The sequence below is a fragment of the Roseateles sp. P1_C6 genome, assembly GCF_056406315.1.
This window is the reverse complement of record NZ_JBFUAK010000002.1, coordinates 1-23,936: the sequence shown is the minus strand read 5'-3', so window position 1 is coordinate 23,936 and position 23,936 is coordinate 1. Positions and strand designations below refer to the sequence as shown.

31 protein-coding genes and 1 tRNA gene are annotated in these 23,936 nt (G+C 68.9%); 17 read left to right on the top strand and 15 right to left on the bottom strand.

Annotation, left to right across the window (positions count from 1 at the left end; all coding sequences use genetic code 11):
* Positions 1-4: 4 nt before the first annotated feature.
* A complete protein-coding gene (locus tag AC1D29_RS03160) occupies positions 5-562 on the bottom strand; it encodes a carboxymuconolactone decarboxylase family protein (RefSeq protein ID WP_477894443.1) in 558 nt (185 codons plus the stop codon).
* A 98-nt stretch (positions 563-660) separates the two neighbouring features.
* Between AC1D29_RS03160 and AC1D29_RS03155 the strand changes: the two genes are divergently transcribed.
* From AC1D29_RS03155 to AC1D29_RS03115, 9 genes are all read left to right on the top strand, one after another.
* Entirely contained in the window at positions 661-1,518 is an 858-nt protein-coding gene (locus tag AC1D29_RS03155) for a cupin domain-containing protein (protein ID WP_477894442.1), read from the top strand.
* Positions 1,519-1,528: 10 nt separating this feature from the next.
* Positions 1,529-1,867: a hypothetical protein gene (locus tag AC1D29_RS03150; protein ID WP_477894441.1), complete on the top strand. Its 339-nt coding sequence runs from the start codon at positions 1,529-1,531 to the stop codon at positions 1,865-1,867.
* Between the two features lie 69 nt (positions 1,868-1,936).
* Positions 1,937-2,179, top strand: coding sequence for a hypothetical protein (locus AC1D29_RS03145; protein ID WP_477894440.1), 243 nt, complete (start codon positions 1,937-1,939; stop codon positions 2,177-2,179).
* Entirely contained in the window at positions 2,176-3,546 is a 1,371-nt protein-coding gene (locus AC1D29_RS03140) for a TolC family protein (protein WP_477894439.1), read from the top strand. The genes AC1D29_RS03145 and AC1D29_RS03140 overlap by 4 nt, the downstream gene beginning before the upstream one ends.
* A 17-nt stretch (positions 3,547-3,563) precedes the next feature.
* Entirely contained in the window at positions 3,564-4,940 is a 1,377-nt protein-coding gene (locus AC1D29_RS03135; RefSeq protein WP_477894438.1) for a multicopper oxidase family protein, read from the top strand.
* Between the two features lie 4 nt (positions 4,941-4,944).
* A complete protein-coding gene (locus AC1D29_RS03130) occupies positions 4,945-5,439 on the top strand; it encodes a cupredoxin domain-containing protein (protein WP_477894437.1) in 495 nt (164 codons plus the stop codon).
* An 18-nt stretch (positions 5,440-5,457) separates the two neighbouring features.
* Entirely contained in the window at positions 5,458-5,772 is a 315-nt protein-coding gene (locus tag AC1D29_RS03125; RefSeq protein ID WP_477894436.1) for a copper-binding protein, read from the top strand.
* Positions 5,769-6,140 (top strand): hypothetical protein, encoded by a 372-nt coding sequence (locus tag AC1D29_RS03120; RefSeq protein WP_477894435.1) that lies wholly within the window; start codon positions 5,769-5,771, stop codon positions 6,138-6,140. The genes AC1D29_RS03125 and AC1D29_RS03120 overlap by 4 nt, the downstream gene beginning before the upstream one ends.
* Positions 6,141-6,216: 76 nt before the next feature.
* Complete coding sequence (locus tag AC1D29_RS03115) at positions 6,217-6,834, top strand: TMEM175 family protein (RefSeq protein ID WP_477894434.1); 618 nt, start codon at positions 6,217-6,219, stop codon at positions 6,832-6,834.
* A gap of 50 nt (positions 6,835-6,884) precedes the next feature.
* Here the strand turns inward: AC1D29_RS03115 and AC1D29_RS03110 are convergent.
* The 4 genes from AC1D29_RS03110 to AC1D29_RS03095 form a co-directional block, all read right to left on the bottom strand.
* A tRNA-Ser gene (locus tag AC1D29_RS03110) sits at positions 6,885-6,972 on the bottom strand.
* Between the two features lie 48 nt (positions 6,973-7,020).
* The gene (gene serS / locus AC1D29_RS03105) at positions 7,021-8,316 is read right to left on the bottom strand and encodes a serine--tRNA ligase (protein WP_477894433.1); all 1,296 of its coding nucleotides are present in this window, start codon (positions 8,314-8,316) and stop codon (positions 7,021-7,023) included.
* Between the two features lie 74 nt (positions 8,317-8,390).
* Entirely contained in the window at positions 8,391-9,368 is a 978-nt protein-coding gene (gene ispH, locus AC1D29_RS03100) for a 4-hydroxy-3-methylbut-2-enyl diphosphate reductase (RefSeq protein ID WP_477894432.1), read from the bottom strand.
* Positions 9,368-9,811 (bottom strand): FKBP-type peptidyl-prolyl cis-trans isomerase, encoded by a 444-nt coding sequence (locus AC1D29_RS03095; protein ID WP_477894431.1) that lies wholly within the window; start codon positions 9,809-9,811, stop codon positions 9,368-9,370. The genes ispH and AC1D29_RS03095 overlap by 1 nt, the downstream gene beginning before the upstream one ends.
* Positions 9,812-9,852: 41 nt before the next feature.
* Between AC1D29_RS03095 and radC the strand changes: the two genes are divergently transcribed.
* The 3 genes from radC (at position 9,853) to AC1D29_RS03080 (ending at position 11,972) form a co-directional block, all read left to right on the top strand.
* A complete protein-coding gene (gene radC / locus AC1D29_RS03090; RefSeq protein ID WP_477894430.1) occupies positions 9,853-10,527 on the top strand; it encodes a RadC family protein in 675 nt (224 codons plus the stop codon).
* Complete coding sequence (locus tag AC1D29_RS03085) at positions 10,524-11,171, top strand: Smr/MutS family protein (RefSeq protein ID WP_477894429.1); 648 nt, start codon at positions 10,524-10,526, stop codon at positions 11,169-11,171. The genes radC and AC1D29_RS03085 overlap by 4 nt, the downstream gene beginning before the upstream one ends.
* A gap of 150 nt (positions 11,172-11,321) precedes the next feature.
* Positions 11,322-11,972: a hypothetical protein gene (locus AC1D29_RS03080; RefSeq protein WP_477894428.1), complete on the top strand. Its 651-nt coding sequence runs from the start codon at positions 11,322-11,324 to the stop codon at positions 11,970-11,972.
* Here AC1D29_RS03080 and AC1D29_RS03075 read toward each other — a convergent pair.
* Genes AC1D29_RS03075 through AC1D29_RS03065 form a run of 3 tightly spaced genes read right to left on the bottom strand, consistent with a single transcriptional unit; the run spans position 11,969 to position 13,867 of the window.
* Positions 11,969-12,355 (bottom strand): group II truncated hemoglobin, encoded by a 387-nt coding sequence (locus AC1D29_RS03075; protein ID WP_477894427.1) that lies wholly within the window; start codon positions 12,353-12,355, stop codon positions 11,969-11,971. The two genes, AC1D29_RS03080 and AC1D29_RS03075, sit on opposite strands and share 4 nt — an antisense overlap.
* Positions 12,348-13,145 (bottom strand): MinD/ParA family protein, encoded by a 798-nt coding sequence (locus AC1D29_RS03070; RefSeq protein ID WP_477894426.1) that lies wholly within the window; start codon positions 13,143-13,145, stop codon positions 12,348-12,350. The genes AC1D29_RS03075 and AC1D29_RS03070 overlap by 8 nt, the downstream gene beginning before the upstream one ends.
* Positions 13,142-13,867, bottom strand: a complete 726-nt coding sequence (locus tag AC1D29_RS03065; RefSeq protein ID WP_477894425.1) for a GGDEF domain-containing protein — start codon at positions 13,865-13,867, stop codon at positions 13,142-13,144. Before AC1D29_RS03065 ends, AC1D29_RS03070 begins: the two co-directional genes overlap by 4 nt.
* Positions 13,868-14,087: 220 nt before the next feature.
* On the opposite strand from AC1D29_RS03065, the gene AC1D29_RS03060 reads away from it, so the two are divergent.
* Genes AC1D29_RS03060 through AC1D29_RS03050 form a run of 3 tightly spaced genes read left to right on the top strand, consistent with a single transcriptional unit; the run spans position 14,088 to position 16,707 of the window.
* Positions 14,088-14,939 carry a CheR family methyltransferase gene (locus AC1D29_RS03060; protein ID WP_477894424.1) on the top strand — a complete coding sequence of 284 codons (852 nt, stop codon included), beginning with the start codon at positions 14,088-14,090 and terminating at the stop codon, positions 14,937-14,939.
* 2 nt (positions 14,940-14,941) lie between these two features.
* Entirely contained in the window at positions 14,942-15,607 is a 666-nt protein-coding gene (gene cheD, locus AC1D29_RS03055) for a chemoreceptor glutamine deamidase CheD (RefSeq protein ID WP_477894423.1), read from the top strand.
* 11 nt (positions 15,608-15,618) lie between these two features.
* Positions 15,619-16,707: a protein-glutamate methylesterase/protein-glutamine glutaminase gene (locus AC1D29_RS03050; protein ID WP_477894422.1), complete on the top strand. Its 1,089-nt coding sequence runs from the start codon at positions 15,619-15,621 to the stop codon at positions 16,705-16,707.
* Here AC1D29_RS03050 and AC1D29_RS03045 read toward each other — a convergent pair whose 3' ends face one another.
* The gene (locus AC1D29_RS03045) at positions 16,708-17,052 is read right to left on the bottom strand and encodes a hypothetical protein (protein WP_477894421.1); all 345 of its coding nucleotides are present in this window, start codon (positions 17,050-17,052) and stop codon (positions 16,708-16,710) included. It lies immediately after the preceding gene.
* A 92-nt stretch (positions 17,053-17,144) separates the two neighbouring features.
* Here AC1D29_RS03045 and AC1D29_RS03040 point away from each other — a divergent pair, with 92 nt between their 5' ends.
* Entirely contained in the window at positions 17,145-18,074 is a 930-nt protein-coding gene (locus AC1D29_RS03040; RefSeq protein ID WP_477894420.1) for a LysR substrate-binding domain-containing protein, read from the top strand.
* Here AC1D29_RS03040 and hemW read toward each other — a convergent pair.
* From hemW to AC1D29_RS03015, 5 genes are all read right to left on the bottom strand, one after another.
* The gene (gene hemW, locus AC1D29_RS03035) at positions 18,046-19,227 is read right to left on the bottom strand and encodes a radical SAM family heme chaperone HemW (RefSeq protein ID WP_477894419.1); all 1,182 of its coding nucleotides are present in this window, start codon (positions 19,225-19,227) and stop codon (positions 18,046-18,048) included. The two genes, AC1D29_RS03040 and hemW, sit on opposite strands and share 29 nt — an antisense overlap.
* A 77-nt stretch (positions 19,228-19,304) precedes the next feature.
* A complete protein-coding gene (rdgB, locus tag AC1D29_RS03030) occupies positions 19,305-19,910 on the bottom strand; it encodes an RdgB/HAM1 family non-canonical purine NTP pyrophosphatase (RefSeq protein ID WP_477894418.1) in 606 nt (201 codons plus the stop codon).
* Between the two features lie 2 nt (positions 19,911-19,912).
* Complete coding sequence (rph, locus tag AC1D29_RS03025; RefSeq protein ID WP_477894417.1) at positions 19,913-20,644, bottom strand: ribonuclease PH; 732 nt, start codon at positions 20,642-20,644, stop codon at positions 19,913-19,915.
* 118 nt (positions 20,645-20,762) lie between these two features.
* Positions 20,763-21,665: a PP2C family protein-serine/threonine phosphatase gene (locus tag AC1D29_RS03020; RefSeq protein ID WP_477894416.1), complete on the bottom strand. Its 903-nt coding sequence runs from the start codon at positions 21,663-21,665 to the stop codon at positions 20,763-20,765.
* Positions 21,662-22,630 (bottom strand): serine/threonine protein kinase, encoded by a 969-nt coding sequence (locus tag AC1D29_RS03015; protein WP_056195338.1) that lies wholly within the window; start codon positions 22,628-22,630, stop codon positions 21,662-21,664. The genes AC1D29_RS03020 and AC1D29_RS03015 overlap by 4 nt, the downstream gene beginning before the upstream one ends.
* Before the next feature lie 45 nt (positions 22,631-22,675).
* On the opposite strand from AC1D29_RS03015, the gene AC1D29_RS03010 reads away from it, so the two are divergent.
* The gene (locus AC1D29_RS03010) at positions 22,676-23,590 is read left to right on the top strand and encodes a YicC/YloC family endoribonuclease (protein WP_477894415.1); all 915 of its coding nucleotides are present in this window, start codon (positions 22,676-22,678) and stop codon (positions 23,588-23,590) included.
* A 94-nt stretch (positions 23,591-23,684) separates the two neighbouring features.
* Here the strand turns inward: AC1D29_RS03010 and AC1D29_RS03005 are convergent.
* The coding region (locus tag AC1D29_RS03005; RefSeq protein WP_477894414.1) for a DUF3597 domain-containing protein at positions 23,685-23,936 on the bottom strand (252 nt) is incomplete at its 5' end.

The window sequence follows — 23,936 nt, the reverse complement described above, 5'->3', positions numbered from 1 at the left end:
CCGCTCAGGCGGCGGCGCGCAGCTTCACGCCGGGGAAGTCCACCGGCACCGCGAACGCGACATTCACGTAGTTGGTGAAGAGGTTCAGCGCGACATGGGCCAGGATCTCGACGATCTGGCCGTCGCCAAAGCCGGCGGCACGCAGCGCCGCCACGTCGGCGTCACCCACCTGGCCGCGCTGCTCGACCAGCTTCAGCGCAAAGCGCAGCGCCGCGGCCGTGGCCGGGTCGACGGATTCCCCCGCCTGCGCGGCCGCCATCTCGGCCGGCGTCGCGCCCGCCTTGCGGCCCAGTGCGGTGTGCGCGGCCAGGCAGTACTCGCAGGCATTGCGGTCGGCCACGGCAACGGCGATCTGCTCGCCCAGCTTGGCGGGGATGGCGCCACCGCCCAGGGCGCCGAAGAAGCCCCACATGGCCTGCAGCGCCGCCGGCGAGTTGGCCACGGCGCGGAACATGTTGGGCGTCGCGCCAAAGGCGCCGTGGACGGCGTCCAGCGTGGCCCGGCTGGCCGCAGGGGTGTCGGTGGCGGAGACGAGGGGGACACGGGATGTCGGGGCGTTCATGGATCACCTTTCGGGTGCAGTGGATGAAGGCCTCCACTGTGACGCCCTGACTGGGACGGAAAGTATCATCCCGTCTCCGATTCAATCCAATTCGTCCGATGGCCGACGCCGCCCCGCTGGACCGCCTCAGCCCGCTGTTCGAGCGCCTGCGGGTGCGCGCCAGCCTCTTCCACGCCGGGCCGCTGTGCGGCGTGACGCACTTCGACGCCCGGCCCGGCCGCGGCTTCCTGCATGTGATGCGCAACGGCACGATGGACGTGCGCCACGCGGCCGGCACCGGCCTGGTGAAGCACCTCGTCGTCAGCGAGCCCAGCCTGGTCTTCTACCCCAGGCCTTTGGCGCACGACTTCCACAACGCACCGACGGAAGGTGCCGACTTCGTCTGCGCGACGCTGGACTTCGACCAGGGCGAGGATCACCCGCTGGTGCAGGCGCTGCCGCCACTGGTCGTGCTGCCGCTGGCGCAGGTGGAAGGCATTGCTGCGACGCTGACGCTGCTGTTCGGCGAAGCCGAGCGCGTGCGCTGCGGCCAGCGCCTGCTGGCGGACCGGCTGTTCGAGGTGCTGCTGCTGCAACTGCTGCGCTGGATGCTGGACCAGCGCGACGCGACGCTGCCGCTGGGCCTGCTGCGCGGTCTGGCCGACCCACGGCTGGCCCGCGCTTTGACCGCCTTGCACGCGCGCCCCGGTGAAGGCTGGAGCCTGGCGCGCATGGCCGCGGAGGCCGGCATGTCGCGCAGCCGCTTTGCCGAGGCTTTTCGCGACGCGGTGGGGCAGACGCCGGCCGACTACCTCGCAGGCTGGCGCCTCACCATCGCGCGCGGCGAGCTGCGCGCCGGCAAGCCGATCAAGCAGCTGGCCACCGAGCTGGGCTATGCCAACGCATCGGCGCTGAGCCGCCTGTTCGCCCAGCGGCACGCGGGGTTGTCGCCACGGGCCTGGCTGCGGCAAGGTTAAAGTGCCGGCCATGCGTCGCCCCGGCCGCTTCCTCGTCCTCTGCCTGCTGCTCGTGTTGCTGCCGCTGCGCAGCCTGCTCGCGGCCGGCCAGCTGGGCTGCGAACCGCCACCAGTGCCGACGCAGGAACAGCACGCCAGCCACGCGCACCACGCCAGCCAAGGCGACACCCACGACCACGCGGCCAAGCCCTGCAAGCTGTGCGCGCCCTGCTGCCTGGCCGCGGCGCCGCCGCCGGTGCTGGCCATGAGCGCCACGCCCGTGGCCCCCGCCGCGCGAGTGGCCTTGGCGCCCGCGCAGGCCTGGGCGAGCATCGTGCCGCCGCTGCCCGACCCACCTCCCCGGGCCTGAGCCTTTCTCCCCGCAGCCCCCACCGCCTTGCCGGCCGGTGGGGTGTTTCACCTGCCTAGAGAGGCTGTCATGCCCCCTGCCCTGCCCCTGGCGGCGCTGCTGCTCCTGCTCGGCGCCAGCGCCCAAGCGCAGCCGCGCCCCGATCCGCTGGATGCGCGCGCGCCCGTGCCGCCCATCGTCCACAAACCCGTGCCGCCCAAGCCGGCGGACGACCCGCCGCCCGCCGACTGGCGCGCCGCCAACGAGCGCGTCGCCCGCGTGGGCGGCTGGCGCACCTATGCCCGCGAGAAGTTGCCGGAGGCACCGCGATGAAGCCCTTGCTGACCGCCGGCCTCGCGCTGGCCTTGAGCGGCTGCGCCAGCGTCGACCCTGGCGCCCACCTCGGCGAGGTCAACCGCCTGACGCAGGCCCACACCGGCCAGGCGCTGGCGCTGGAGCCGCTCACACAACAACAGCTGGCAAACACGCTGCGCGAGCCGCTGTCCGCCGACGCCGCCGTGCAGCTGGCGCTGAAGAACAGCCGTGGCCTGCAGGCACGCCTGGCGCGGCTGCAGGTGACGGCGGCCGAGGTCGCCGAGGCCGGCCGCCTGCCCAACCCGGGCTTTCGCTTCAGCCGGCTGACGCGCGGCAGCGAGGTGGAGCTGGAGCGCGGCTGGCACATCGACCTGGCGCGGCTGCTGACGCTGCCGCTGGTGCGTGCCGCCGAGCAGCGCCGCCTGCAGGCCGGCCAACGCGAGGCCGCCGCCGACGTGCTGGCCCTGGCCGCCGACGCCCGCCGCGCCTGGGTGCGCGCCGTCGCGGCCGAGGAGACGCTGCGCTACCGCCGCCAGGTCGTCGAGGCCGCCGAGGCCGGTGCCGAGCTGGCCCGGCGCATGCAGGCCGTCGGCAACTTCAACGCACTGACGCGCGCCCGCGAGCAGGGCTTTGCGGCCGAGGCCCGGCTGGCCCTGGCCCGCGCCGAGGCGCAGCAGCTGGCGGCCCGCGAGCGCCTGGTGCGGCTGCTGGGCCTGTGGGGTGCGGACGCCACCGCGCTGCGCCTGCCCGAGCGCCTGCCCGAGCTGCCGGCCACGCCGCGCGAGCAGCCCGATGTCGAGGCGCTGGCCTTGGCGCAACGCCTGGACGTGCAGGCCGCGCGGCTGACGCTGGAGCAGGCCGGCCGCCAGCTGGACCTGGCGCGCACGACGCGCTGGGTGTCGATGCTGGAGCTGGGCACGGTGCACAACAGCGCCAACGAGGCGCCGACGCAGCGCGGCTGGGAGGTCGCGCTGGAGCTGCCGCTGTGGGGCCCGAGCCCGCTGCCTCGTGCCGACGCGCTGGCCGCGCAAGCCGCGCACGAGGCCGCCGACACGGCCATCCGAGCCCGCTCCGAGGTGCGCGAGGCCTACGGCCTGTACCGCAGCGCCCACGACATCGCCCGCCAGCACCGCGACGAGCTGCTGCCGCTGGCGCGGCGCATCTCCGAAGAGCAGCTGCTGCGCTACAACGGCATGCTGATCGGCGTGTTCGAGCTGCTGGCCGATGCGCGTGCCCAGGTCGCGGCCGTCAGCGCCACGCAGGACGCGCTGCGCGACTTCTGGCTGGCCCAGGCCGACCTCGACCAGGCCCTGCTCGGCCGCGCGACACCGTCGCTGCCCGAGGCCGGCGCCGCACCCGCTGCCGCCACGGCGGCGGCCCACTGAACCCCGAGGACATGCCCATGTTCAACCGACGCTCCCTGCTCGCGGGGTCGACCTTGGCGTCTCTGGCGGCGGTCTCGAAGGCGGCCATGGCCGCCCTGCCCGAGCCCGTCACGCAGACCTCGCCCGACACGCAAGCCCCGCTCGTTCCGCCCAACGGGCGGCCCTACAACCCCGTCGTCACGCTGAACGGCTGGACGGCGCCCTGGCGCATGAAGGACGGCGTCAAGGAGTTCCACCTCGTCGCCGAGCCCGTCGTGCGCGAGATGGCGCCCGGCTTCAAGGCCCACCTGTGGGGCTACAACGGCCAGAGCCCCGGGCCCACCATCGAGGTCGTCGAGGGCGACCGCGTGCGCATCTTCGTGACCAACCGCCTGCCCGAGGTCACCAGCATGCACTGGCATGGCCAGCGCCTGCCCAACGGCATGGACGGCGTGACCGGCCTGACGCAGCCGCCCATCCCGCCGGGCAAGACCTGGGTCTACGAGTTCGTCGCCCGCCGGCCCGGCACCTTCATGTACCACCCGCACGCCGACGAGATGGTGCAGATGGCCATGGGCATGATGGGCTTGTGGATCACGCATCCCAAGGCCAAGCACCCGCAAATCGCCGACGTGGACCGCGACTACGCCTTCCTGCTGAACGCCTACGACATCGAGCCCGGCAGCGCGACACCCAAGGTCATGACGATGCTGGACTTCAACCTGTGGAGCTGGAACAGCCGCGTGTTCCCCGGCATCGCGCCGCTGGTCGCGCGCCAGGGCGAGCGCGTGCGCATCCGCATCGGCAACCTGACGATGACCAACCACCCCATCCACATCCACGGCCACGAGTTCGAGGTCACCGGCACGGATGGCGGCCCAGTGCCCAGGACGGCGCGCTGGCCGGAGGTGACGACGGACATCGCCGTGGGCCAGATGCGCCAGCTGGAGTTCATCGCCGACGAGGAAGGCGACTGGGCCTTCCACTGCCACAAGGCGCACCACACGATGAACGCGATGGGGCACAACCTGCCGACCATGATCGGCGTGGACCACAGCGGGCTGGCCGCCAAGATCCGCCAGCTGGTGCCGGACTACATGGTCATGGGTGAACGCGGCATGCACGACATGACCGAGATGAGCATGCCGCTGCCCGACAACACGGCGCCCATGATGGCGGGCGAAGGCCCGTTCGGCCCGGTGGCCATGGGGGGCATGTTCAGCATGCTGAAGGTGCGGCGCGGCCTCAAGCGCGGCGACTACAGCGACCCCGGCTGGTTCCAGCACCCGCCCGGCACGCTGGCGCGCGAGGTGGGCGATGCGCCACCCGCACCCAGCGCGCCCGCCGCACCCGCCTCGCGCCCGACAGACGTCGAGGTGCAGGTCCGCAAACCCCAAGGCCATGCCGGCCACTGACGCCATGAAAACAACCACCATTCTTCTGTCGCTCCTGCTCGCCCTCGCGGCCGGCGGCGCCCAGGCCCACGGCGACGCCCACACCGCCAGCGCGCCGCATGCCGCCGTCAAGAAGGAGCAAAAGCCCTGGGGCATCGCTGGCGAGCGCCGCGCGGCCAAACGCACGGTGCAGATCGCGATGAGCGACGACATGCGCTTCACACCGACGCGCATCGACGTGCGCCAGGGCGAGACGGTGCGCCTGGTCATGCGCAACACCGGCGCCGTGCTGCATGAACTCGTCATCGGCACGCCCAAAGAGCTGGAGGAGCACGCCGCGCTGATGCTGAAGTTCCCTGGCATGGAGCACGACGAGCCCTACATGGCCCATGTGCCGCCGGGCCAGACCGGCGAGATCGTCTGGACCTTCAACCGGGCGGGCGAGTTCGACTTCGCCTGCCTCATCGCCGGCCACTTCCAGGCCGGCATGCGCGGCAAGCTCATCGTGCGCCCGCGCTGACCCAAGGAGCCCTTCCTCATGAAAACCATCTTTCTGTGGGCCGCGCTGCTGGCGTCGCCCCTGCCGCTGCTGGCCGCCGAGCCTCCCGCGGCCGCCGCGTCGGCTGCCGACACGATGACCGAGGCCGAGGTCCGCAAGGTCGATCTCGCCACGGCCAAGGTCACGCTACGCCACGGCGAGATCAAGTCGCTGGACATGCCCGCCATGACCATGGTCTTCCAGGCCCGCGACAAGCGCCTGCTCGACGGCCTGAAGGTCGGCGACAAGGTGCGCTTCAAGGCCGCCCACGAGGGCGGCCAGTTCTTCGTCACCGAACTTGAGCCCGTCAAATGAAACACCTCGCCCTGCTCTGCCTCGCCGCCCTCGGCGGCCCCGCCCTCGCAGCCGCGCAGGTGGTGGACATCACGTGGACGCCCGAAGGCCGCTTCGAGCACAAGACGACGCTGGCGCCCAAGCAGCTGCTGGAGGTCTGCGGCAGGCTGGTGCCGGGCGGCACGGTCAGCTGGTCCTTCGAAAGCTCGGCCGCCCTGCCGTTCAACATCCATGTCCACCAGGGCAAGGACGTTCTCTACCCGGCCAAGCTCGAACGCGCCGAGCGCGCGCAGGGGCGCCAGGTCTTCGAGGCCGAGGCGGCGCATTGCTGGATGTGGACCAACAAGACCGCCGCCGACGTGGTCGTCAGCGTCGAACTGAGGCGCTGAAAGTCCCAGGGGGCGGGCCCAAGATGCCCCGATATGCTCGGCCACCCTGGACATTTCAGCAAAGGCCTCCGCCCCCATGAGCAGCTCGTTTCGCATCCACCGCGCACGGCTTGAGACCCTGGTCGATGGCGTGTTCGCCATTGCGATGACCATCCTCGTGCTGGAGGTCAAGGTGCCTGAACTCGCCGACCGGGGTTCGGCCGACGAGTTGTTCCACGCGCTGCTGCACCACGGCTATGTGATCGGGGCCTATGTCGTCAGCTTCGCGATGCTGGGCTTGTTCTGGGTCTGGCACCACCGCCTGGCCGAGCAGGTGCGGGAGATCGACCTGCCACTGCTGGTGTGCGCATTGACCTTTCTTGCTTTGGTCTGCTTCTTCCCTTTCGCCTCGGCGCTGCTGGGGCGCTATCCCAGCAACCTGGCCGCACTGCTGGTCTACGTGCCGGTGATCGGGCTGATCCTGTTGGTGCAAACCTTGTTCTTCTGGCTCGCCATGCGGCGCCACCTGGTCACGGAGCACTGCTCGCCCGCCAAAGCGCTGGCGACCCACCAACGCAACCTGATGGGCCTGGCGGTCTTCTGTTTTGCCTGCATACCCACGCTGATGCGGCTGAACGCCTATGCGCCGCTGCTTGGCATCGTGCTGGGCGCCGTGTTGCTGTGGCGCGCCAAGCGGCGCGTCCCGGCCGCGTAGATGCGCGGCCAAAAGCAAAAAGGCCAGTCCGGTTGGACTGGCCTTGGTGCTGGAGGAGAGGGGGGGATTCGAACCCCCGAGACGTTACCGTCCGCCTGATTTCGAGTCAGGTACATTCAACCACTCTGCCACCTCTCCGAATCTGGTGCGAGCTGAGCCCAGCATTATAGCCAGGCTTTTTCAGCTTCAACCGCGCAGCGTGTCGACGCCACCCAGATAAGGCCGCAGCGCCTCGGGCACCGTGATGCTGCCGTCGGCGTTCTGGTAGTTCTCCAAGACGGCAACGAGCGTGCGGCCCACCGCCAGGCCTGAGCCATTCAGCGTGTGCACGAACTCGTTCTTGCCCTGCGCGTTCTTGAAGCGCGCCTGCATGCGGCGGGCCTGGAAGGCGCCCATGTTCGAGCAGGAGCTGATCTCGCGGAAGGTGTTCTGCGCCGGCAGCCAGACCTCCAGGTCGTAGGTCTTGGTCGAGCCGAAGCCCATGTCGCCGCTGCACAGCAGCACCGTGCGGTACGGCAGGCCGAGCTTTTGCAGCACGGCTTCGGCATGGCCGGTCATCTCTTCCAGCGCGGCCATGCTGTTGTCGGGCAGCTCGATACGCACCATCTCGACCTTGTCGAACTGGTGCTGGCGGATCAGGCCACGCGTGTCACGGCCGGCGGAGCCCGCTTCCGAGCGGAAACAGGGGCTGTGCGCCGTCAGCTTGACGGGCAGGTCCTCGGCCTTCAACACGCTCTCGCGCACGGTGTTGGTCAGCGAGATCTCCGACGTGGAGATCAGGTACTGCTCGACCTGCTCCTCGTCGCCGCCGCGCAGCACCCAGAACATGTCTTCCTTGAACTTGGGCAGCTGGCCCGTGCCCTCCAGGATCTCGCGGTTGACGATGTAGGGCGTGTAGCACTCGGTGTAGCCGTGCTCGTCGGTCTGCACGTCCAGCATGAACTGCGCGAGCGCACGGTGCAGCTTGGCGGCCGGGCCTTTCAGGAAGGCGAAGCGCGAACCCGACAGCTTGGCGCCCATCTCGAAGTCCAGGCCCAGCGGTGCGCCCAGGTCGACATGGTCCTTGACCTCGAAGTCGAACGTACGCGGAGTGCCCCAGCGGCGCACTTCGACGTTGCCGGTTTCGTCCGCACCGGCGGGCACGCTGGCGTCCGGCAGATTGGGCACGCCCATCAGCATCTGGTTGAGCTCGACCTGGATGGCCTCCAGGCGCTCGCCGCCGGCCTTCAGTTCGTCGGCAATGCTGCCCACCTCGGCCATCAGCGCCGACGCGTCTTCGCCCTTGCCCTTGGCCATGCCAATCTGCTTGGACAGCGCGTTGCGACGGGCCTGCAGCTCCTCGGTGCGCACCTGCACCGAGCGGCGTTCGCCTTCCAGCGCGCTGAACCGCGCGACGTCGAGGAAGGGCTGGGGGTTCTTGCGCGCGTTCAGGCGCTCGACGACGGCGTCGAGGTCCTTGCGCAGCTGGGTGATGTCGAGCATGTGAGAAAACCTTCAGAAATCGAATGTGAAAACGGCGCCGATGTCAGCGCCGCCGGATGCATCAGGCACCGGCTTCAGGATCGAGACGCGCTCACCTCGGCCATGGACTTGTCGCCCAGGCCCAACGGCAGCGGGAAGCGCACATGCTCCTCCACGCCCGCCAGACTGCGCACCGAAGTCGCCCCCAGCGCGCGCAGCCGGTCGATGACGGCCTGCACCAGCACGTCGGGCGCCGACGCGCCGGCCGTCAGGCCCACGCGGGCGCGGCCGTCCAGCCATTCGGGCTTGAGGTCTTCGGCGGCGTCGACCATGTAGCCCGGCGTGCCCAGCCGCTCGGCCAGCTCGCGCAGGCGGTTGCTGTTGGAACTGGTGGGGCTGCCGACGACGATGACCACGTCGACCTGCGGCGCCAGCACCTTGACGGCGTCCTGACGGTTCTGCGTGGCGTAGCAGATGTCCTGCTTCTTGGGCTCGCGCACCTGCGGGAAGACGCGCTTCACCTCGGCCAGGATCTCGGCCGCGTCGTCCACGCTGAGCGTTGTCTGCGTGACGACAGCCAGCTTGGTTTGATCCTTGACTGACACCTTGGCCACGTCCTCGACGTCTTCCACCAGGAAGATGCCCTCGGACAGCTGGCCCATCGTGCCTTCGACCTCGGGGTGGCCCTTGTGGCCGATCATGATGAATTCGTAGCCCTCGCGGTGCAGCTTGGCCACCTCCACGTGGACCTTGGTGACCAGCGGACAGGTCGCGTCGAAGACGTTGAAGCCGCGCGCGGCAGCCTCGCGGCGCACCTCCTGGCTGACGCCGTGGGCGCTGAACACCAGCGTCGCGCCGGGCGGCACGTCGGCCAGGTCCTCGATGAAGATGGCGCCACGCGCCTTCAGGTCGTTGACGACGTAGGTGTTGTGGACGATCTCGTGGCGCACGTAGATGGGTGCGCCGAACTTGACGAGCGCGCGCTCGACGATCTCGATGGCGCGGTCCACGCCGGCGCAAAAGCCCCGCGGCTCGGCCAGCAGCACTTCCTGGGGATGCACGACAGCATTCATCACAGCACCCCGATCACTTGCACCTCGAAGCTGACCGGCTGGCCAGCAAGCGGGTGATTGAAGTCGAACAGCAAGGCCTCATCGCCCAGTTCGCGCACGACACCGGCGTAGCCGCCCTGCCCGTCCGGGCCGGGGAACTGCACCACGTCGCCGACGTTGTAGACCTCGTCCGGGTCGCCCAGCTGGCGCAGCAGCGTCAGCTTCACGCGTTGCAGCAGCTCTGGGTTGCGGTCGCCGAAGGCCTCACCGGGCGCGAGCTGGAAGCGCTCGTGCGCGCCCTCGGGCAGGCCGATCAGGCGCGCCTCGATGGCCGGCGACAGCTGGCCGGCGCCCAGCGACAGCGTCGCCGGCTTGTCGTCGAAGGTGTTGACGATGTCGGCGCCGTCCGGGCCCGAGAGCCGGTAATGCAGCGTGAGGAAAGAGCCGGCCTGGATGGGAGTCATTCGAGAGAGGTTGGGGAGCGCTTGGCTAGACTGCCGATTTTATGCCGTTGACCCACCTGCCCCCCGACGCCCGCCCGCGCGAGAAGCTGCTCGCCCGTGGCCCGCAGGCGCTGGCGGACGCCGAACTGCTGGCCTTGCTGCTGCGCACGGGCATCCAGGGCACGCCGGTGCTGCAGCTCGCGCAGAGCCTGCTGGACCGCTTCGGCGGCTGGGCGGGGCTGCTGGCGGCCAGCGTGCAGGACCTGGGCAAGGTCAAGGGCCTCGGGCCGGCCAAGCGCGCCGAGATCGCCGCCGTGCTGGAGATCGCGCGGCGCTCGCTGAACCAGCAGCTGGTCGAGAAGTCGACGATGAACGACGTCGACACGGTCAAGACCTACGTGCGCCTGCACCTGGGCAGCCTGGGCCACGAGGTCTTCGCGGTGCTGTTCCTGGACACGCAGCTCAAGCTGATCGCGATGGAGACGCTGTTCCAGGGCTCGCTGTCGTCGACGACGGTGCATGCCCGCGAGGTCGTGAAGCGCGCGCTGGCGCTGGGCGCCGGCGCGGCCATCCTGGCGCACAACCACCCCAGCGGCCACCCCGAGCCCTCCAAGGCGGACGAGCTGCTGACGAAGCAGCTGAGCCAGGCGTTGGCGCTGGTGGACGTGCGGGTCGTGGACCACCTCGTCGTCGGCGCGAACGACGTCGTATCCTTCGCCGAACGAGGGTTGCTGTGACCAAGCCCGTCGTGCGCAGCCTCGCCGACCTGAAGCCGCTGGCCCGCGAACTGGCGGCGGCGCGGCTGGCTGCCGAGGTCGAGCGCGAACGCCTGGCGGCGGCGATGCGGCTGGCTGAGCAGGAACGCCGCGTGTTCGAGCTGACCGTCGGCCCCGTCACGCCGCTGCGCCATGTCGAGCGCGTGCTGCACGACCGCGAACTGCCGGCGCCCGAGCCGCGCCAGCGCGAGGCCGACGAGCGCGCCGTGTTGCTGCAGGCGCTGTCCGACGACATCGACGTCGACACGCTGCTGGACACCGACGAGACGCTGTCCTTCCGCCGCGAAGGCATCGGCGTGGAGGTGGTGCGCAAGCTGCGCCGCGGCCACTGGGCGCTGCAGGCCCAGCTCGACCTGCACGGCCTGCGCCGCGACGGCGCGCGCGAGGCCCTGGGCCAGTTCATCCACGACAGCGCCCGCCGCGGCCTGCGCTGCGTGCGCGTCGTGCACGGCAAGGGTCATGGCTCGCCAGGCCGGGAGCCGGTGCTGAAGGGCCGCGTGCGGCGCTGGCTGGTGCAGAAGAACGAGGTGCTGGCCTTCGTGCAGGCGCGCGCCAGCGACGGCGGCGCTGGCGCGCTGATGGTGCTGCTGGCCGGATCGGGCTGACGAGCCGCTGACAGCGCCTGACCGCACGCTGGCGCGTCGCGCCGCGCTGACGCGTGAACACTGCCATTGACCCGCCGCGTTAGGCCGGCGTAGTCTGGGCTCAACGACGCTGCGAAAGCGCGACACCCGGTTTCACCACGAGGAGAGCCCATGGACCTGTCCCGCCCCTTCCCCAACCGCGCCCCCACGCCGGCCCGCTACGCCGGCATCGGCATGGTCGTCGCACTCCATCTGGCCGGCATCTACGCGTTGAGCGCCGGCCTGATCAATCCGCCGGCCAAGCAACGTGAGATCACCGAGCTGAAGCGACTGCCGCCTGAGCCGCCACAGACACCGCCCGTGGTCGAACCGCTGCGCCCGACCCAGCCCACGCTGCACACGCCGCAGCCCATCCCCGTGCCGATGCCGGACATCGACATCGCGCCCACCACCGAGGCACCGCTGATCAGCACGACGACGCTGCGTGGCGACCCCACCCCGGTGGTCACGGCGGGATTGGCAAAAACGGACGTGGCGCCGCCGCCGACCGTGCAGCCGCAGATCAGGGCGCCCGGCGCCGTCTGCTCGGTGATGCCGCGCCCCGAGGTGCCCGCCATCGCCTGGAGCGGTGAAGCGGTGCTGCAGGTGATGGCCACCGTGCGCGGCGGCCGTGTCGTCGGCAGCGAGTTCCGCGTCACCCAGGGTGCGCTGGACAGCAAGTCGCGGCGCGCGCTGCAGCGCTCGGTCGAATCAGCGCTCGCCGGCTATCAATGCCAGGGCGACGCGATGTTCCAGCAGGACTTCGCGTTCAGGGTCGACTAAACGTTGCGCATCCAGTCGGCCGTGCCCGCGAAGGACTCGGCCAGCCGGGCGTGCAGGGCCGGGTCCACCCCGGTCTCCTGCATGGCCTGGCCCATGCAGGCCAGCCACTCGTCGCGCTCGGCGATGCCGATGCGAAACGGCATGTGGCGAGCCCGCAGCCGCGGGTGGCCGAAACGGCTGATGTAGTGGTCGGGCCCGCCCAGCCAGCCGCACAGGAACCAGAACAGCTTGTCGCGCGCGCCGTCCAGGCTGTCGCCATGCGCGGCGCGCAGCCGCGCGTAGGCCGGCTCCAGGTCCATCAAATCGTAGAAGCGGTCGACCAGCTCGCGCACGCGCGCCTCGCCGCCGACCCATCCGAACGCGGTGGCGGGTGCGTCAGCCAAGGAGCTTGGAGGCCAGGGCCTTGATGGCCTGGGCCGCGTCGCTGCCCGGGTAATGTTCGAGCACCAGCTGGCGCTTCAGCACGGCCTGCTTGACGGCCGGGTCGGCCTTGATTTCGGCGAAGAGTTCCAACCGGAAGGTCTGCCCCGGCTGCGGGCCGACGAAGCGCTGCAGCACCTGCTGCAGCTGGCCGCAGATCAGCTTGCCCTCGCCGACCCGGTTGGCCTGGTTGACGATCAAGCCCACCTGGCGGCGCTCCTGCTGCGTGGCCAGCACCTTGATGGTCGCGTAGGCGTCGGTCAGCGACGTGGGCTCGGGGGTGGCGACGACGAGGACGTCGGTGGCTAGCGAGATGGCGTACAGCACGACGTCGGAGATGCCGGCGCCGGTGTCCAGCAGCACCCAGTCGAAGCGCGGCTTGACCAGGTCGATGATGTGCAGCAGTTTGTCGCGCACCTCGGGCGTCAGCCGCGAGTACTCGACCATGCCGGAGCCCGCCAGCAGCACGGAGAAGCCACCCGGCGCGGGCAGGATGGCCTGCTCCAGCGTGGCCTTTTCGGTGAAGACGTCGTGCAGCGTCAGCTTGGGGTGCAGGTTCAGCACCACGTCGAGGTTGGCCAGACCCAGGTCGGCGTCCAGCACCAGCACCTTCTGGCCACGCGCGGCCAGCGCCGCGGCGAGGTTGGCGGTGACGAAGGTCTTGCCGACGCCGCCCTTGCCGCTGGTGACGGCCAAGGTGCGCGCGACGGGGCGCCCGGGGCGGGGTGCAGCAGGATCGGTAGTCGTGCTCATGGCAGGTCCTGTTGCGTATCGAGATTCAGGGAGGCGAACAACATGCCCTTTTCTTCGGCACTGACCAGGGAGTCGATCTGGGGTTCGAGGCAGGCGCGGTTGCGGCCTTCGGCCTTGGCGCGGTAGAGCTGGCGGTCGGCACGCTCGGTCCACAGCAGGGGCGACGAACGCACCCATTGCGGCGCGAACGCGCCACCGAGGCTGACGGTGACGTGAAGCATCTGGCCCTGACCGACCTCGATGGCCAGTTCGGACACACGCTCTCTCACGCGCTCGGCGACCGCCAGGCCCACGTGCGTCGCGCAATTGGGCAGGATGATGGCGAACTCCTCGCCGCCCACGCGGGCGACGAGATCCATGGGCCGCACGGTCTGCGCGACGGCCTTGGCAACGGCGCGGATGACCTGGTCGCCTGCGCCATGGCCGTGCGTGTCGTTGACGGCCTTGAAGTGATCGATGTCCAGCATCAGCAGCAGCGCGGCCTCGCCGGAGCGCGCGACGCGGTCGACCTCGCGGGCCAGCGCCATCTCGAAGCTGCGGCGGTTGACGAGGTCGGTCAGCGCGTCGCGGCTGGAGAGGTCGCAGAGCGCGTCCAGCACTGCCTGCAGCCAGGCCGCACTGTGCGGCGCCTCATCCGGAAGCAGCGCCCCAGCTTGCTGCAACAGCTGCAGGGCCTGGTCCAGAACGAGCGTTTCGGCGTCGATCAGGGTGGGTTGGGGCAAGCGGTGTTCCAAGGCTGAGGGCGGACGAGGCGGATGAATGGATTCTGGATGCGGGGCAGTCTAGCAGCGCCCCTCCCATGACCAGGTCGTGAAACAGGCACGTTCCTGCGGCCTGTTTGCACTATGCTGGACCGCACCAGGGCCGTACAAAGGCCCTGCGGTGCAGAATCGGCGCGCCACGCCAGAACTGCTGCGAGCACCAACAAATCTGATTCTCGACATGCCCGCACCCGACCTCGCCTCCGGCAACGATTCCCTGGATCACGAGTTCAGTTTCAGCAAGGCCGACTTCGACCGCGTCCGCGAGCTGATCTACAAGCACGCCGGCATCAGCCTGCACGACGGCAAGCATGCGATGGTCTACAGCCGGCTGTCGCGTCGCCTGCGCGAGACCGGGCACAAGAGCTTCGGCAGTTACCTGCAGTGGCTGGAGGCGTCGACCGGCCCGTCGGGCGCTGCCGAGTGGCAGGAGTTCGTCAACTGCCTGACGACCAACCTGACCTCCTTCTTCCGCGAGGAACACCACTTCCACGCGCTGAAGGACGACCTCAAGCCCTATGTCGGCAAGCCGGTGCGCATCTGGTGCTGTGCCGCTTCCACGGGCGAAGAGCCCTACTCCATCCTGATGACCTGCAGCGAGGCGCTGGGTGCCAGCGCCTCCGTGCAGCTGGTGTCCAGCGACATCGACACCAATGTGCTGGCCACGGCCAAGCGCGGCGTCTACAACGCCGACGCCCGCGGCCTCGACCAGAACCGGCTGAAGAACTTCTTCATGCGCGGCACCGGCGCCAACTCCGGCAAGATCCGCGTCAAGCCCGAACTGCAGCGCTGGGTGGAGTTCCGCGCGCTGAACCTGATGGATCACCAGTGGCAGCTGGGCGATCCCTTCCACATGGTGTTCTGCCGCAACGTGATGATCTATTTCGATGCGGCAACCCAGCGCAAGGTGCTGGAGCGCATCCACCGCGTCATGCGCCCGGGCGGTCTGCTCTTCGTCGGGCACTCCGAGAACTTCACCGAATCGCGCGACCTGTTCAAGCTGCGCGGCAAAACCATCTACGAGCGAGTCTGAGCATGAGCACACCCCTCGCTTCGACGTCGGCCATCGGCCTGGGCAACCCGGTCGCGGTCGCCAAGGTCAACCACCTCAAGGCCCAGCCGCGCAAGCAGGGGGAAGCCTCGTTCTTCTTCTACGACGCCCACTTCAAGAACGCGGCCGTCAAGATCCTGCCGGGCGAGTACTTCGTCGACCAGGAAGACCTGCTGGTCATGACGACGCTGGGCTCGTGCATCGCCGCCTGCCTGTGGGACCGCGTGGCCAAGGTCGGCGGCATGAACCACTTCATGCTGCCCGAGGGCAACGGTGACTCGGGCCGCTACGGCTCGTTCGCGATGGAACTGCTGATCAACGAGATGATGAAGCGCGGCGCCAGCAAGAGCCGCATGGAAGCCAAGATCTTTGGCGGCGGCGCCGTCATCTCGGGCATGAACTCGCTCAATGTGGGCGAGCGCAACACCAACTTCGTCATCGACTTCCTGAAGCTGGAGCGCATCCCCATCGTGTCCAAGGACGTGATGGACGTGTACCCACGCAAGGTGTGTTTCCTGCCCGCAAGCGGCAAGGCCATGGTCAAGCGCCTGGCACCGACGAATACCGATGCGCTGGTCCAGCAAGACCGCGCCGCGATCCAAAAGGTGCAGCCCGTCGCCAGCAGCGGCGGCTCCATCGATTTGTTCTGAGGAGGCCAACGATGGCCAAGACCAAGGTCGTGGTGGTGGACGATTCAGCGCTGGTGCGCTCCATCCTCACCGAGATCATCAACCGCCAGACGGATATGGAATGCATTGGCGCAGCGGCCGACCCGTTGGTCGCGCGCGAAATGATCCGCAACCTCAACCCCGACGTCATCACGCTGGACGTGGAGATGCCGCGCATGGACGGGCTGGACTTCCTGTCCCGCCTGATGCGGCTGCGGCCCATGCCGGTGGTGATGGTGTCCACGCTGACCGAGCGCGGCGCCGAGGTCACGCTGAAGGCGCTGGAACTGGGCGCGGTGGACTTCGTCGCCAAGCCCAAGATCGGCGTGGCCGACGGCATCCGCCAGCTGGCCCAGGACATCACGGACAAGATCCGCATCGCGTCCAAGGCCCACATCCGTCGCGCCCCCGCCGCGCCGGCGCCGGGGACACCCGCCGCGGCACCGGTCAAGGCCGTCACGATGGCCAGCCTGGGCCGCGCGTCCACTGAAAAGATCATCTTCATCGGCGCCTCCACCGGCGGCACCGAGGCGACCAAGGACGTGCTGATCAACCTGCCGGCCGACAGCCCGGCGGTCGTCATCACGCAGCACATGCCGCCCGGCTTCACGAAGAGCTACGCGGCGCGGCTGGACGGCCTGTGCAAGATCCGCGTGAAGGAAGCGCAGGACGGCGAACGCATCCTGCCCGGCCACGGCTACATCGCGCCGGGCGGCCTGCACCTGACCGTGGAGCGCAGCGGCGCGAACTACATCGCCCGCGTGCAGGACGGCGAGCCCATCAACCGCCACAAGCCATCGGTCGAGGCGTTGTTCCTGTCGGCCGCCAAGCTGGTCGGCCCGAATGCGATCGGCATCATGCTGACCGGCATGGGCGCCGATGGCGCGCGCGCGATGAAGGTCATGAAGGACGCCGGCGCCTACAACTACTGCCAGGACGAGGCCAGCTGCGTCGTGTTCGGCATGCCGCGCGAGGCCATCGCGGCCGGCGCGGCGGACGAGGTGCTGCCGCTGAACCAGATCGCCACCAAGGTGCTGGAACGGCTGCGCGCGACGTCGGGCCTGTCGCTGAACCGGGTCTAGTCAGCGCTTGGCGACGGCCGTGGCCGGCACCTCGGCCCGGGCCAGCGTCTGGGTTCGTGCCTGGGCCTGCGTCTGAGACTGGGCATGGGCTTGGGCCATCGCCAGCCCCATCGCGCGTTCCGGCGGCAACACCGGCTTGAAGCTGTCCAGTGACTTCGCCGACGGCGGCACCCAGGCCGTCTGCACGGGCGCCGCAGCCTTGCCAGTGACGACGACGCGCGCGTGACGGTCTGCCGTGGCCTCCTTCACCTCCGCATTCGAGTCGGTGAAGGCGCGCGCCGACGTGGCCAGCGTGAGAACGGCGGCAAACGATGCGAAAGCAATCCAGCGAGGCAGTGAGTTCATGATGGCTCCTTGAATGCTGGTTATGCTAGCCACCCAGCGAAGCGCATAAAAGCGCTTATTTCTTCACTGACTGGTTGGAATTTCTTACCAGCATGGCTTCACTTGACCGCTTTCCGCTGCACTACCTCGCCGCCTTCCGCGCCGCGGCCCAGACCGAGAACCTGCGCGCCGCGGCCGAGAGCCTGCATCTGACGCACAGCGCCGTCAGCCAGCAGATCCGCGGGCTGGAGGCCCAACTGGGCTTCGAGCTGTTCACGCGACAGGGGCGGCGGCTGGCGTTGAACCCGGCGGGCCAGGCCTTCCAGCACGGCGTGACGCAGGTGTTTGCCGCCTTGCAGGCCGGGCTGCTGGCCGCGGCGCAGGCACACGGCAGCGTCGCGCAGACGCTGCGCGTGACTGCCCTGCCCTCGTTCGCCCAGCGCTGGCTGCTGCCGCGCCTGCCGCGCTGGCAGGCCTTGCAGCCCTGCATCACGCTGGACCTGCATTCGTCCCAGCAGGTGGTGGACCTGGAGCGCGAGGGCTTTCACATCGGCCTGCGCATCGGGCGCGGCGGTTGGCCGGGGCTGGTCTGCGAGCCGCTCTTCCACTCGCCGCACATCGTCGTCGCCGCGCCGCTGCTGGCGCAGCGCCTGGTGGGCGCAGGGCCGGAGTTGCTGGCGCAGCAGCCGTTGATGGGCGACACCGACCTGTGGCGGATGTGGTTCGCCGAGATCGGCTACACCGGCACCGTGCCGACGCCGGTGGCGACCTTCAACGACGCCGCGATGCTGGGGCAGGCGGCCGAGCAAGGCATGGGCGTGGCCCTCACCCGCGAACTGTTTGCCGCCGATGCGTTGCTGGACGGGCGGCTGGTGCGGCTGTCGGCGCTGGCCATCGACGAGGACGCGACGCGCGACTACCAGGTCGTCTACCCCGAGGTGCTGCGCGACGACCCGGCGGTGCGCATCTTCTGCGACTGGCTGCACGCCGAGGTCGCGGCCTTGCAGCAACGACTCAAAGAAACAGCTGCTGCAGATCGCTGAGAAAGTCGAACCCGCGCTCGGTGGGCTGGATGCGCGCCGGGTCGGCCGCCAGCAGCCCGCGGCCGCGAGCCGCCTGCAGGCCACCCGAGATGGCCGACACCGGCAGGCCGGTCCGCTCCAGGAACTGCGTCATCGTCACGCCGTCCTTCAGCCGCAGCGCGTTCAGCATGAACTCGAACGGCAGATCCTTGCGCGGCACTTCGTGCTCGTTGCTGACCTTGACCGGCTGCGCCATGAAGGCTGCCGGCTCACGCCAGCGCACCTGGCGCAGCACGCGGTTCGGGAAGCTCAGCTTGCTGTGCGCGCCGGCACCAATGCCCAGGTAGTCGCCGAACTGCCAGTAGTTCAGGTTGTGCACGCAGCGATGGCCATCGCGCGCGTAGGCCGACACCTCATAACGCGCCAGACCCTCGGCGCCGGTGCGGGCGGTGATCAGGTCCAGCATGTCGCTGGCCAGGTCGGCGTCGGGCAGGCCCGCCGGCGTGCGCGTCGCGAACACCGTGTTGGGCTCGATGGTCAGGTGATAGATGGACAGGTGCGGCGGCTTGAAGCTCAGCGCCGTGTCCAGCTCGCGCGCCAGGTCGTCCAGCGTCTGGCCGGGCAGCGCGTACATCAGGTCGAGGTTGAAGGTCTCGAAGGCCGAGGCCGCTTCGGTCAGCGCCTCGCGCGCCTGGTCCGCGCTGTGCACGCGGCCCAGCGCCTTCAGCTGCGCATCGTCGAAGCTCTGCACGCCCACGGACAGCCGCGTGACGCCTGCGGCGCGAAAGCCCTTGAAGCGCTCGCGCTCGAAGGTGCCGGGGTTGGCCTCCAGCGTGATCTCGCAACCTGCCTCCAGCGGCAGCCGCGCGCGGATGTCCGAGATCAGCTCGCCGATCTGCTCGGGGTTGAAGAGGCTGGGCGTGCCGCCACCGATGAAGATGCTGACCACCGGCCGGCCCCAGATCAGCGGCAGCGCGGCTTCCAGGTCGGCGCGCAGCGCGGCGAGGTAGGCGGCCGCCGTGTCGGGGGACAGGCCGGACTTCATCTCGTGCGAGTTGAAGTCGCAATACGGACATTTGCGCAGGCACCAGGGCAGGTGCACGTACAGCGCAAGCGGGGGCAGCGCGGGCAGCTGCAACGTGCCCGGACGCATCAGGTGGAGCAGCTCAGCCATGGCGCCGGGCCGTCCCAAGCCATGGCTGCGCGCCCTCGGGGGGCAGCACGCGAAGCGGGCGTGGGGGCTTCATGTCGTCAGCCAAGCCGCCAGACCTCGCGGAATTGCGCGATCAGATCAGCAGCAGCGAGCGCGCGGTGGCTGATCGCGTTCTTCTCGGCCGCGCTCAGGTCGGCCACGGAGCGGCCTGCAGCCGGAATGAACATCAACGGGTCGTAGCCAAAGCCGCCCTCGCCACTGGGCATGCTCAGGATCTCGCCTGCCCAGCGGCCCATTGCGATCAACGGTTCCGGGTCATCGGCGCTGCGCACGCCCACCAGCGCGCAGACGAAACGGCCGCGTCGATCTGACTTGCCGGCCAGCTCGCGCAACAGCCGCTCGTTGTTGGCCGCGTCGCTCTTCTCGCCGCCGGCGTCCAGTGCATACCGCGCCGAGCGCACGCCGGGCGCACCGCCCAGCGCCTCGACGCTCAACCCCGAGTCATCGGCCAGCGCCGGCAGGCCGCTCAGCCGCGCCGCATGACGGGCCTTGGTCAGCGCGTTCTCGACAAAAGTGTCGAAGGGCTCCTCGGCCTCCGGAATGCCCAGGCTGCCCTGGGTCACCAGCTCGATGCCCAGCGGCGCGAACAGCGCCTGCAATTCGGCGAGCTTTTTCGCGTTGTTGGAGGCGAGAACCAGCTTCATGCTCAGGCCTTCAACGCCGCTTGCTGCGCTGCCAGCAGGTCGCGGACGCCCTGGTCGGCCAGGTCCAGCAGCGCGTTCATTTCCGAGCGCGTGAACACGACACCCTCGGCCGTGCCCTGCAGTTCCACAAAGCCGCCGGAGGCGGTCATGACAACGTTCATGTCCGTGTCGCAGGCGGCATCCTCGACGTACTCCAGGTCCAGCAGTGGCACGCCGTCGACGATGCCCACCGAGATGGCCGCCACGGCTTCCTTGATCGGCGAGCGGGCCAGCTTGCCGTCGGCGATCAGCTTGTTGACGGCATCCTGCGCAGCAACGAAGGCGCCGGTGATGGCCGCCGTGCGCGTGCCGCCATCGGCCTGCAGCACGTCGCAATCCAGCGTGATGGTGCGCTCGCCCAGGGCGGCGAGGTCGAACACGGCGCGCAGCGAGCGGCCGATGAGGCGCTGGATCTCCTGCGTGCGGCCGCTCTGCTTGCCGCGCGCGGCCTCGCGGTCGCCGCGGGTGTGGGTGGCGCGCGGCAGCATGCCGTACTCGGCCGTCACCCAGCCTTCGCCCGAGCCGCGCTTGTGCGGCGGCACGCGCTCCTCGACGGAGGCCGTGCACAGCACGCGTGTCGCACCGAACTCGATCAGCACCGAACCCTCGGCATGCACGGTGAAACCGCGGGTGATGCGCACGGGGCGCAACTGGTTGGCTGCGCGGCCTGCGCTGCGCGTGAAGGTCTTGGTCATGAGGTGCTTGTCAAAAAGGCGCTACGACTGATGCGCGGCACCGAAGCGAGGATTCTTACTCAGCAGCGCTGAGAGGGGCTTTGGCGCCCCCAGGGCACCAAAGCGGCCAGGCGCAGGGCTATCGCCGCGCTCGACCGGACTGGCGGATGACCTCGTTGATCTCGCGCACCGAGCGCTCGATCTCCTCGTCGTCCATGCCGGCGACGAGGTCCAGATCCAGCGCGCCCTGCATGGTGGACGCGAAACCGGAGTTGCCAAGGTTCTGCGTCGTCTCGCCGCTGGGTTCGCCCTCGCCTTCCCATTCGACGGCAAGCACTGTGACGTTGTCGCTGCGCGCACCGCCGGCACGCAAGGCCTGCTCGACAAGCTCGGGCGCGGCCTCGGAAATGGTCTGGTCGGCCAGGTGCTGGACGATCTCGGCGTCCTCTACGCTGCCCCACAGGCCGTCCGAGCACAGCAGCAGGCGGTCAGAGGGTTCCAGCACCAGCGGGCCCTGGCAGTCCACCATGGGCTTGCCCGGGCTGCCCAGGCAGGTGAAGAGCACATTGCGATTGAACGGCTCGCCATTGCGCGCGACGCGGCCGAGGGCTTCCTGCAGCTCGGAGTAGGAATGGTCGCGGGTGCGGGCGATCAGCTTGCCGGCGCGCACGAGATACAGGCGCGAATCGCCGCAATGCGCCCACCAGGCCTGGTTGCCCTGCAGGATGCAGGCAACGACCGTCGTGCGGGGCGTGTCGTTCAGGCCCTTGCTGGCGGCGTAGCGCAGCAGCTGCTGGTGGGCGATGACGACGGACTCCTGCAGGAAGCGCTGGGGATCATCCAGCACCGGGCGGGCGTCCTGCTGGAACAGCGCGGCCAGCGTCTGCAGCGCGATCTCGGCGGCAACTTCGCCCTCGGGATGGCCGCCCATGCCGTCGGCGAGCGCGAACAGACCCGCCTCCCGCGTGAAGCAATAACCCATGCGGTCTTCATTGGTCTCGCGGCCACCGCGACGACTGACTTGGAAGACGCTGAACCTCACGCTTTGGCCCCGGATTTGAGATTTTCGAGTTGCAGTTTGAGGCGTTCGCTAAAGGACAGCTTGGTGTAGCGTCTTTCGGTCTCGCGGGCGAGTTCCTTTTGCAGCGCGAACACGCTCTGCGGGCGCGACAGCGCGTCCAGCGACATGCACCACTCCGTCACTTCGAGCAGGTTGTCGGAGTACACATTGCGCAGGCGCGACAGGCTCAGCGACAGGCGGTCCTTCTCCAGGCGCTGCGGCGCGTCGTTGGGCGGATAACCCTGCATGCAGGCGTAGATGCAGGCGCCGATGGCGTAGATGTCGGTCCAGGGGCCCAGCGAGCCGTCGCGGCGGTACATCTCCGGCGCGGCAAAGCCCGGCGTGTACATCGGGCGGATGAAGTTGCCTTCCTTGCTCAGCACTTCGCGCGCGGCGCCGAAGTCCAGCAGCACGGCCTTGTTGTCGTTGGTGATGAAGATGTTGGCCGGCTTGATGTCCAGGTGCAGCATCTTGTGCTGGTGGACGATGCGCAGGCCGCGCAGGATCTCGTCGAAGAGGCTGCGGATGGTCGATTCGCGAAAGACCTTGTCGCGCTTCATGTCGCGCGCGGTCACGATGAAGTCCTGCAGCGTGTCGCCCTGCAGGTAGTTCATGACCATGTAGACGGTCTCGTTCTCGCGCAGGAAGTTCAGCACCGAGACGACGCTGGGGTGCGAGATCTGCGCGAGCGAGCGGCCCTCCTCGAAGAAGCTCTTCAGGCCAAGGCGGTACAGCGGCTGCTTCTCGGGCTTGACGCGAGGCGTCAATTCGCCGGGCGAACGTTCGGCCAGCGATGAGGGCAGATATTCCTTCAGTGCAACCAGGTGGTGGTCAGGATCCTCGGCGAGGTAGACCACGCCAAATCCGCCTGCCGCCAGTCGCTTGATGATCTGGTAGCCCCCAACCACCGTGCCTGCAGGCAAGGGCGCCGGCTTCGGCTTGGACATAATCGCGCTAAATCTCTTGTTAACGTCTGTTTTTACAGGTACGAAATGCCAGTCTACAGCATGACCGGGTACGCCAATTCCCTGGCGCAACCCCCTAAAGCCGAGGACGGCAGCACGGCTTCTACGGGCTCGGTGAGCGTCGAGATTCGTTCCGTCAACGGGCGATTTCTCGACCTGGCCATGCGCATGCCGGAGGAGATGCGCGGGCTTGAGCCGCAGCTGCGCGACCTGGTGGCCGCGCGCGTCAAGCGCGGCAAGGTCGAAGTGCGCATCAACGCCCAGCGTGAAGGCGACGGCGGCTGGCCCCAGCCCCAGCCGGAACAGCTGAACCGCCTCGCCAACCTCGAATCCAAGGTGCGCTCCTGGCTGCCCCAGGCCGCGCCGTTGTCGGTTCACGAAGCGCTGAACTGGTGCAAGAGCGGCGGCCAGGCGCCAGCCCAGCTGGACGCCGTCACGTTGGAGGCGGCCCAGGCCTGCGTGCAAGGCCTGGTCGAGGCGCGCGAGCGCGAGGGCGAGAAGCTGGTGGCCATCCTGAGCGAGCGCATCCAGCGCCTGCGCCAGCTGGCCGACGAAGCCGAGCCGCTGCTACCGGCCGTGGTGGCGCGGCAGCAACAACGCTTCCTGGAGCGCTGGCAGGAGGCGCTCAACACGACCGGCGCGGCGTCCAGCGTGCCCAAGGAGGCGCTGCAGGAACGCGCGCTCAATGAAGCAGCGGCATTCGCCATCCGCATCGACGTGGCGGAGGAACTGGGGCGGTTGCGCGCCCACCTGGAAGAACTAACCCGCCTGCTGAAAAAGGGCGGCGAATTGGGCAAACGGCTGGATTTCCTGATTCAGGAACTGCACCGCGAAGCCAACACCCTGGGCTCGAAATCCGCCGCGCTGGAGCTGACGAACATCTCCGTCGAAATGAAGGTTGCCATCGAGCAGATGCGCGAGCAGGTGCAGAACATCGAGTAGCGTTTCGGCGGCCAACGATTCGCACGGCGATCCGGAAGTACCCGCCAACTGGCGCGTCGCGGCCGAGAACCAGAGATTCACGGCCGCGTTGACTTCAATCAAGCAGCGACTTGGGTAGCGTGCCGCCATTGACGGCGATCTTCGCGAGCACCATCTTGTGCAGCCAGACATTCATTTTTGCCGAGTCCTGCATCAGTTCAGGAGGGCAATGCAATTCGACAGCCAGTTCCTTGCGCGACTCCAGGCTGGAATCGAGCTCCAGCAGCTTCAACAGGTCCACGATGGACGTGCGCCAGTTGAGCTTCTGGCTGTTGCTCGCGGCTCGTTTTTCCAGTTGTGCCTCGAC

What these genes read in the sequence shown, in the direction of transcription:
- AC1D29_RS03155 (WP_477894442.1), top strand. Translation starts at nt 661, where the DNA reads ATGGCCGACGCCGCCCCGCTGGACCGCCTCAGCCCGCTGTTCGAGCGC.
- AC1D29_RS03080 (WP_477894428.1), top strand. Translation starts at nt 11,322, where the DNA reads ATGGACCTGTCCCGCCCCTTCCCCAACCGCGCCCCCACGCCGGCCCGC.
- AC1D29_RS03135 (WP_477894438.1), top strand. Translation starts at nt 3,564, where the DNA reads ATGTTCAACCGACGCTCCCTGCTCGCGGGGTCGACCTTGGCGTCTCTG.
- AC1D29_RS03150 (WP_477894441.1), top strand. Translation starts at nt 1,529, where the DNA reads ATGCGTCGCCCCGGCCGCTTCCTCGTCCTCTGCCTGCTGCTCGTGTTG.
- AC1D29_RS03095 (WP_477894431.1), bottom strand. Translation starts at nt 9,811, where the DNA reads ATGACTCCCATCCAGGCCGGCTCTTTCCTCACGCTGCATTACCGGCTC.
- AC1D29_RS03120 (WP_477894435.1), top strand. Translation starts at nt 5,769, where the DNA reads ATGAAACACCTCGCCCTGCTCTGCCTCGCCGCCCTCGGCGGCCCCGCC.
- AC1D29_RS03070 (WP_477894426.1), bottom strand. Translation starts at nt 13,145, where the DNA reads ATGAGCACGACTACCGATCCTGCTGCACCCCGCCCCGGGCGCCCCGTC.
- AC1D29_RS03040 (WP_477894420.1), top strand. Translation starts at nt 17,145, where the DNA reads ATGGCTTCACTTGACCGCTTTCCGCTGCACTACCTCGCCGCCTTCCGC.
- cheD (WP_477894423.1), top strand. Translation starts at nt 14,942, where the DNA reads ATGAGCACACCCCTCGCTTCGACGTCGGCCATCGGCCTGGGCAACCCG.
- AC1D29_RS03015 (WP_056195338.1), bottom strand. Translation starts at nt 22,630, where the DNA reads ATGTCCAAGCCGAAGCCGGCGCCCTTGCCTGCAGGCACGGTGGTTGGG.
- AC1D29_RS03130 (WP_477894437.1), top strand. Translation starts at nt 4,945, where the DNA reads ATGAAAACAACCACCATTCTTCTGTCGCTCCTGCTCGCCCTCGCGGCC.
- rph (WP_477894417.1), bottom strand. Translation starts at nt 20,644, where the DNA reads ATGACCAAGACCTTCACGCGCAGCGCAGGCCGCGCAGCCAACCAGTTG.
- AC1D29_RS03050 (WP_477894422.1), top strand. Translation starts at nt 15,619, where the DNA reads ATGGCCAAGACCAAGGTCGTGGTGGTGGACGATTCAGCGCTGGTGCGC.
- AC1D29_RS03160 (WP_477894443.1), bottom strand. Translation starts at nt 562, where the DNA reads ATGAACGCCCCGACATCCCGTGTCCCCCTCGTCTCCGCCACCGACACC.
- AC1D29_RS03010 (WP_477894415.1), top strand. Translation starts at nt 22,676, where the DNA reads ATGCCAGTCTACAGCATGACCGGGTACGCCAATTCCCTGGCGCAACCC.
- hemW (WP_477894419.1), bottom strand. Translation starts at nt 19,227, where the DNA reads ATGGCTGAGCTGCTCCACCTGATGCGTCCGGGCACGTTGCAGCTGCCC.
- ispH (WP_477894432.1), bottom strand. Translation starts at nt 9,368, where the DNA reads ATGAATGCTGTCGTGCATCCCCAGGAAGTGCTGCTGGCCGAGCCGCGG.
- rdgB (WP_477894418.1), bottom strand. Translation starts at nt 19,910, where the DNA reads ATGAAGCTGGTTCTCGCCTCCAACAACGCGAAAAAGCTCGCCGAATTG.
- AC1D29_RS03045 (WP_477894421.1), bottom strand. Translation starts at nt 17,052, where the DNA reads ATGAACTCACTGCCTCGCTGGATTGCTTTCGCATCGTTTGCCGCCGTT.
- AC1D29_RS03145 (WP_477894440.1), top strand. Translation starts at nt 1,937, where the DNA reads ATGCCCCCTGCCCTGCCCCTGGCGGCGCTGCTGCTCCTGCTCGGCGCC.
- AC1D29_RS03060 (WP_477894424.1), top strand. Translation starts at nt 14,088, where the DNA reads ATGCCCGCACCCGACCTCGCCTCCGGCAACGATTCCCTGGATCACGAG.
- AC1D29_RS03115 (WP_477894434.1), top strand. Translation starts at nt 6,217, where the DNA reads ATGAGCAGCTCGTTTCGCATCCACCGCGCACGGCTTGAGACCCTGGTC.
- AC1D29_RS03140 (WP_477894439.1), top strand. Translation starts at nt 2,176, where the DNA reads ATGAAGCCCTTGCTGACCGCCGGCCTCGCGCTGGCCTTGAGCGGCTGC.
- serS (WP_477894433.1), bottom strand. Translation starts at nt 8,316, where the DNA reads ATGCTCGACATCACCCAGCTGCGCAAGGACCTCGACGCCGTCGTCGAG.
- AC1D29_RS03125 (WP_477894436.1), top strand. Translation starts at nt 5,458, where the DNA reads ATGAAAACCATCTTTCTGTGGGCCGCGCTGCTGGCGTCGCCCCTGCCG.
- radC (WP_477894430.1), top strand. Translation starts at nt 9,853, where the DNA reads ATGCCGTTGACCCACCTGCCCCCCGACGCCCGCCCGCGCGAGAAGCTG.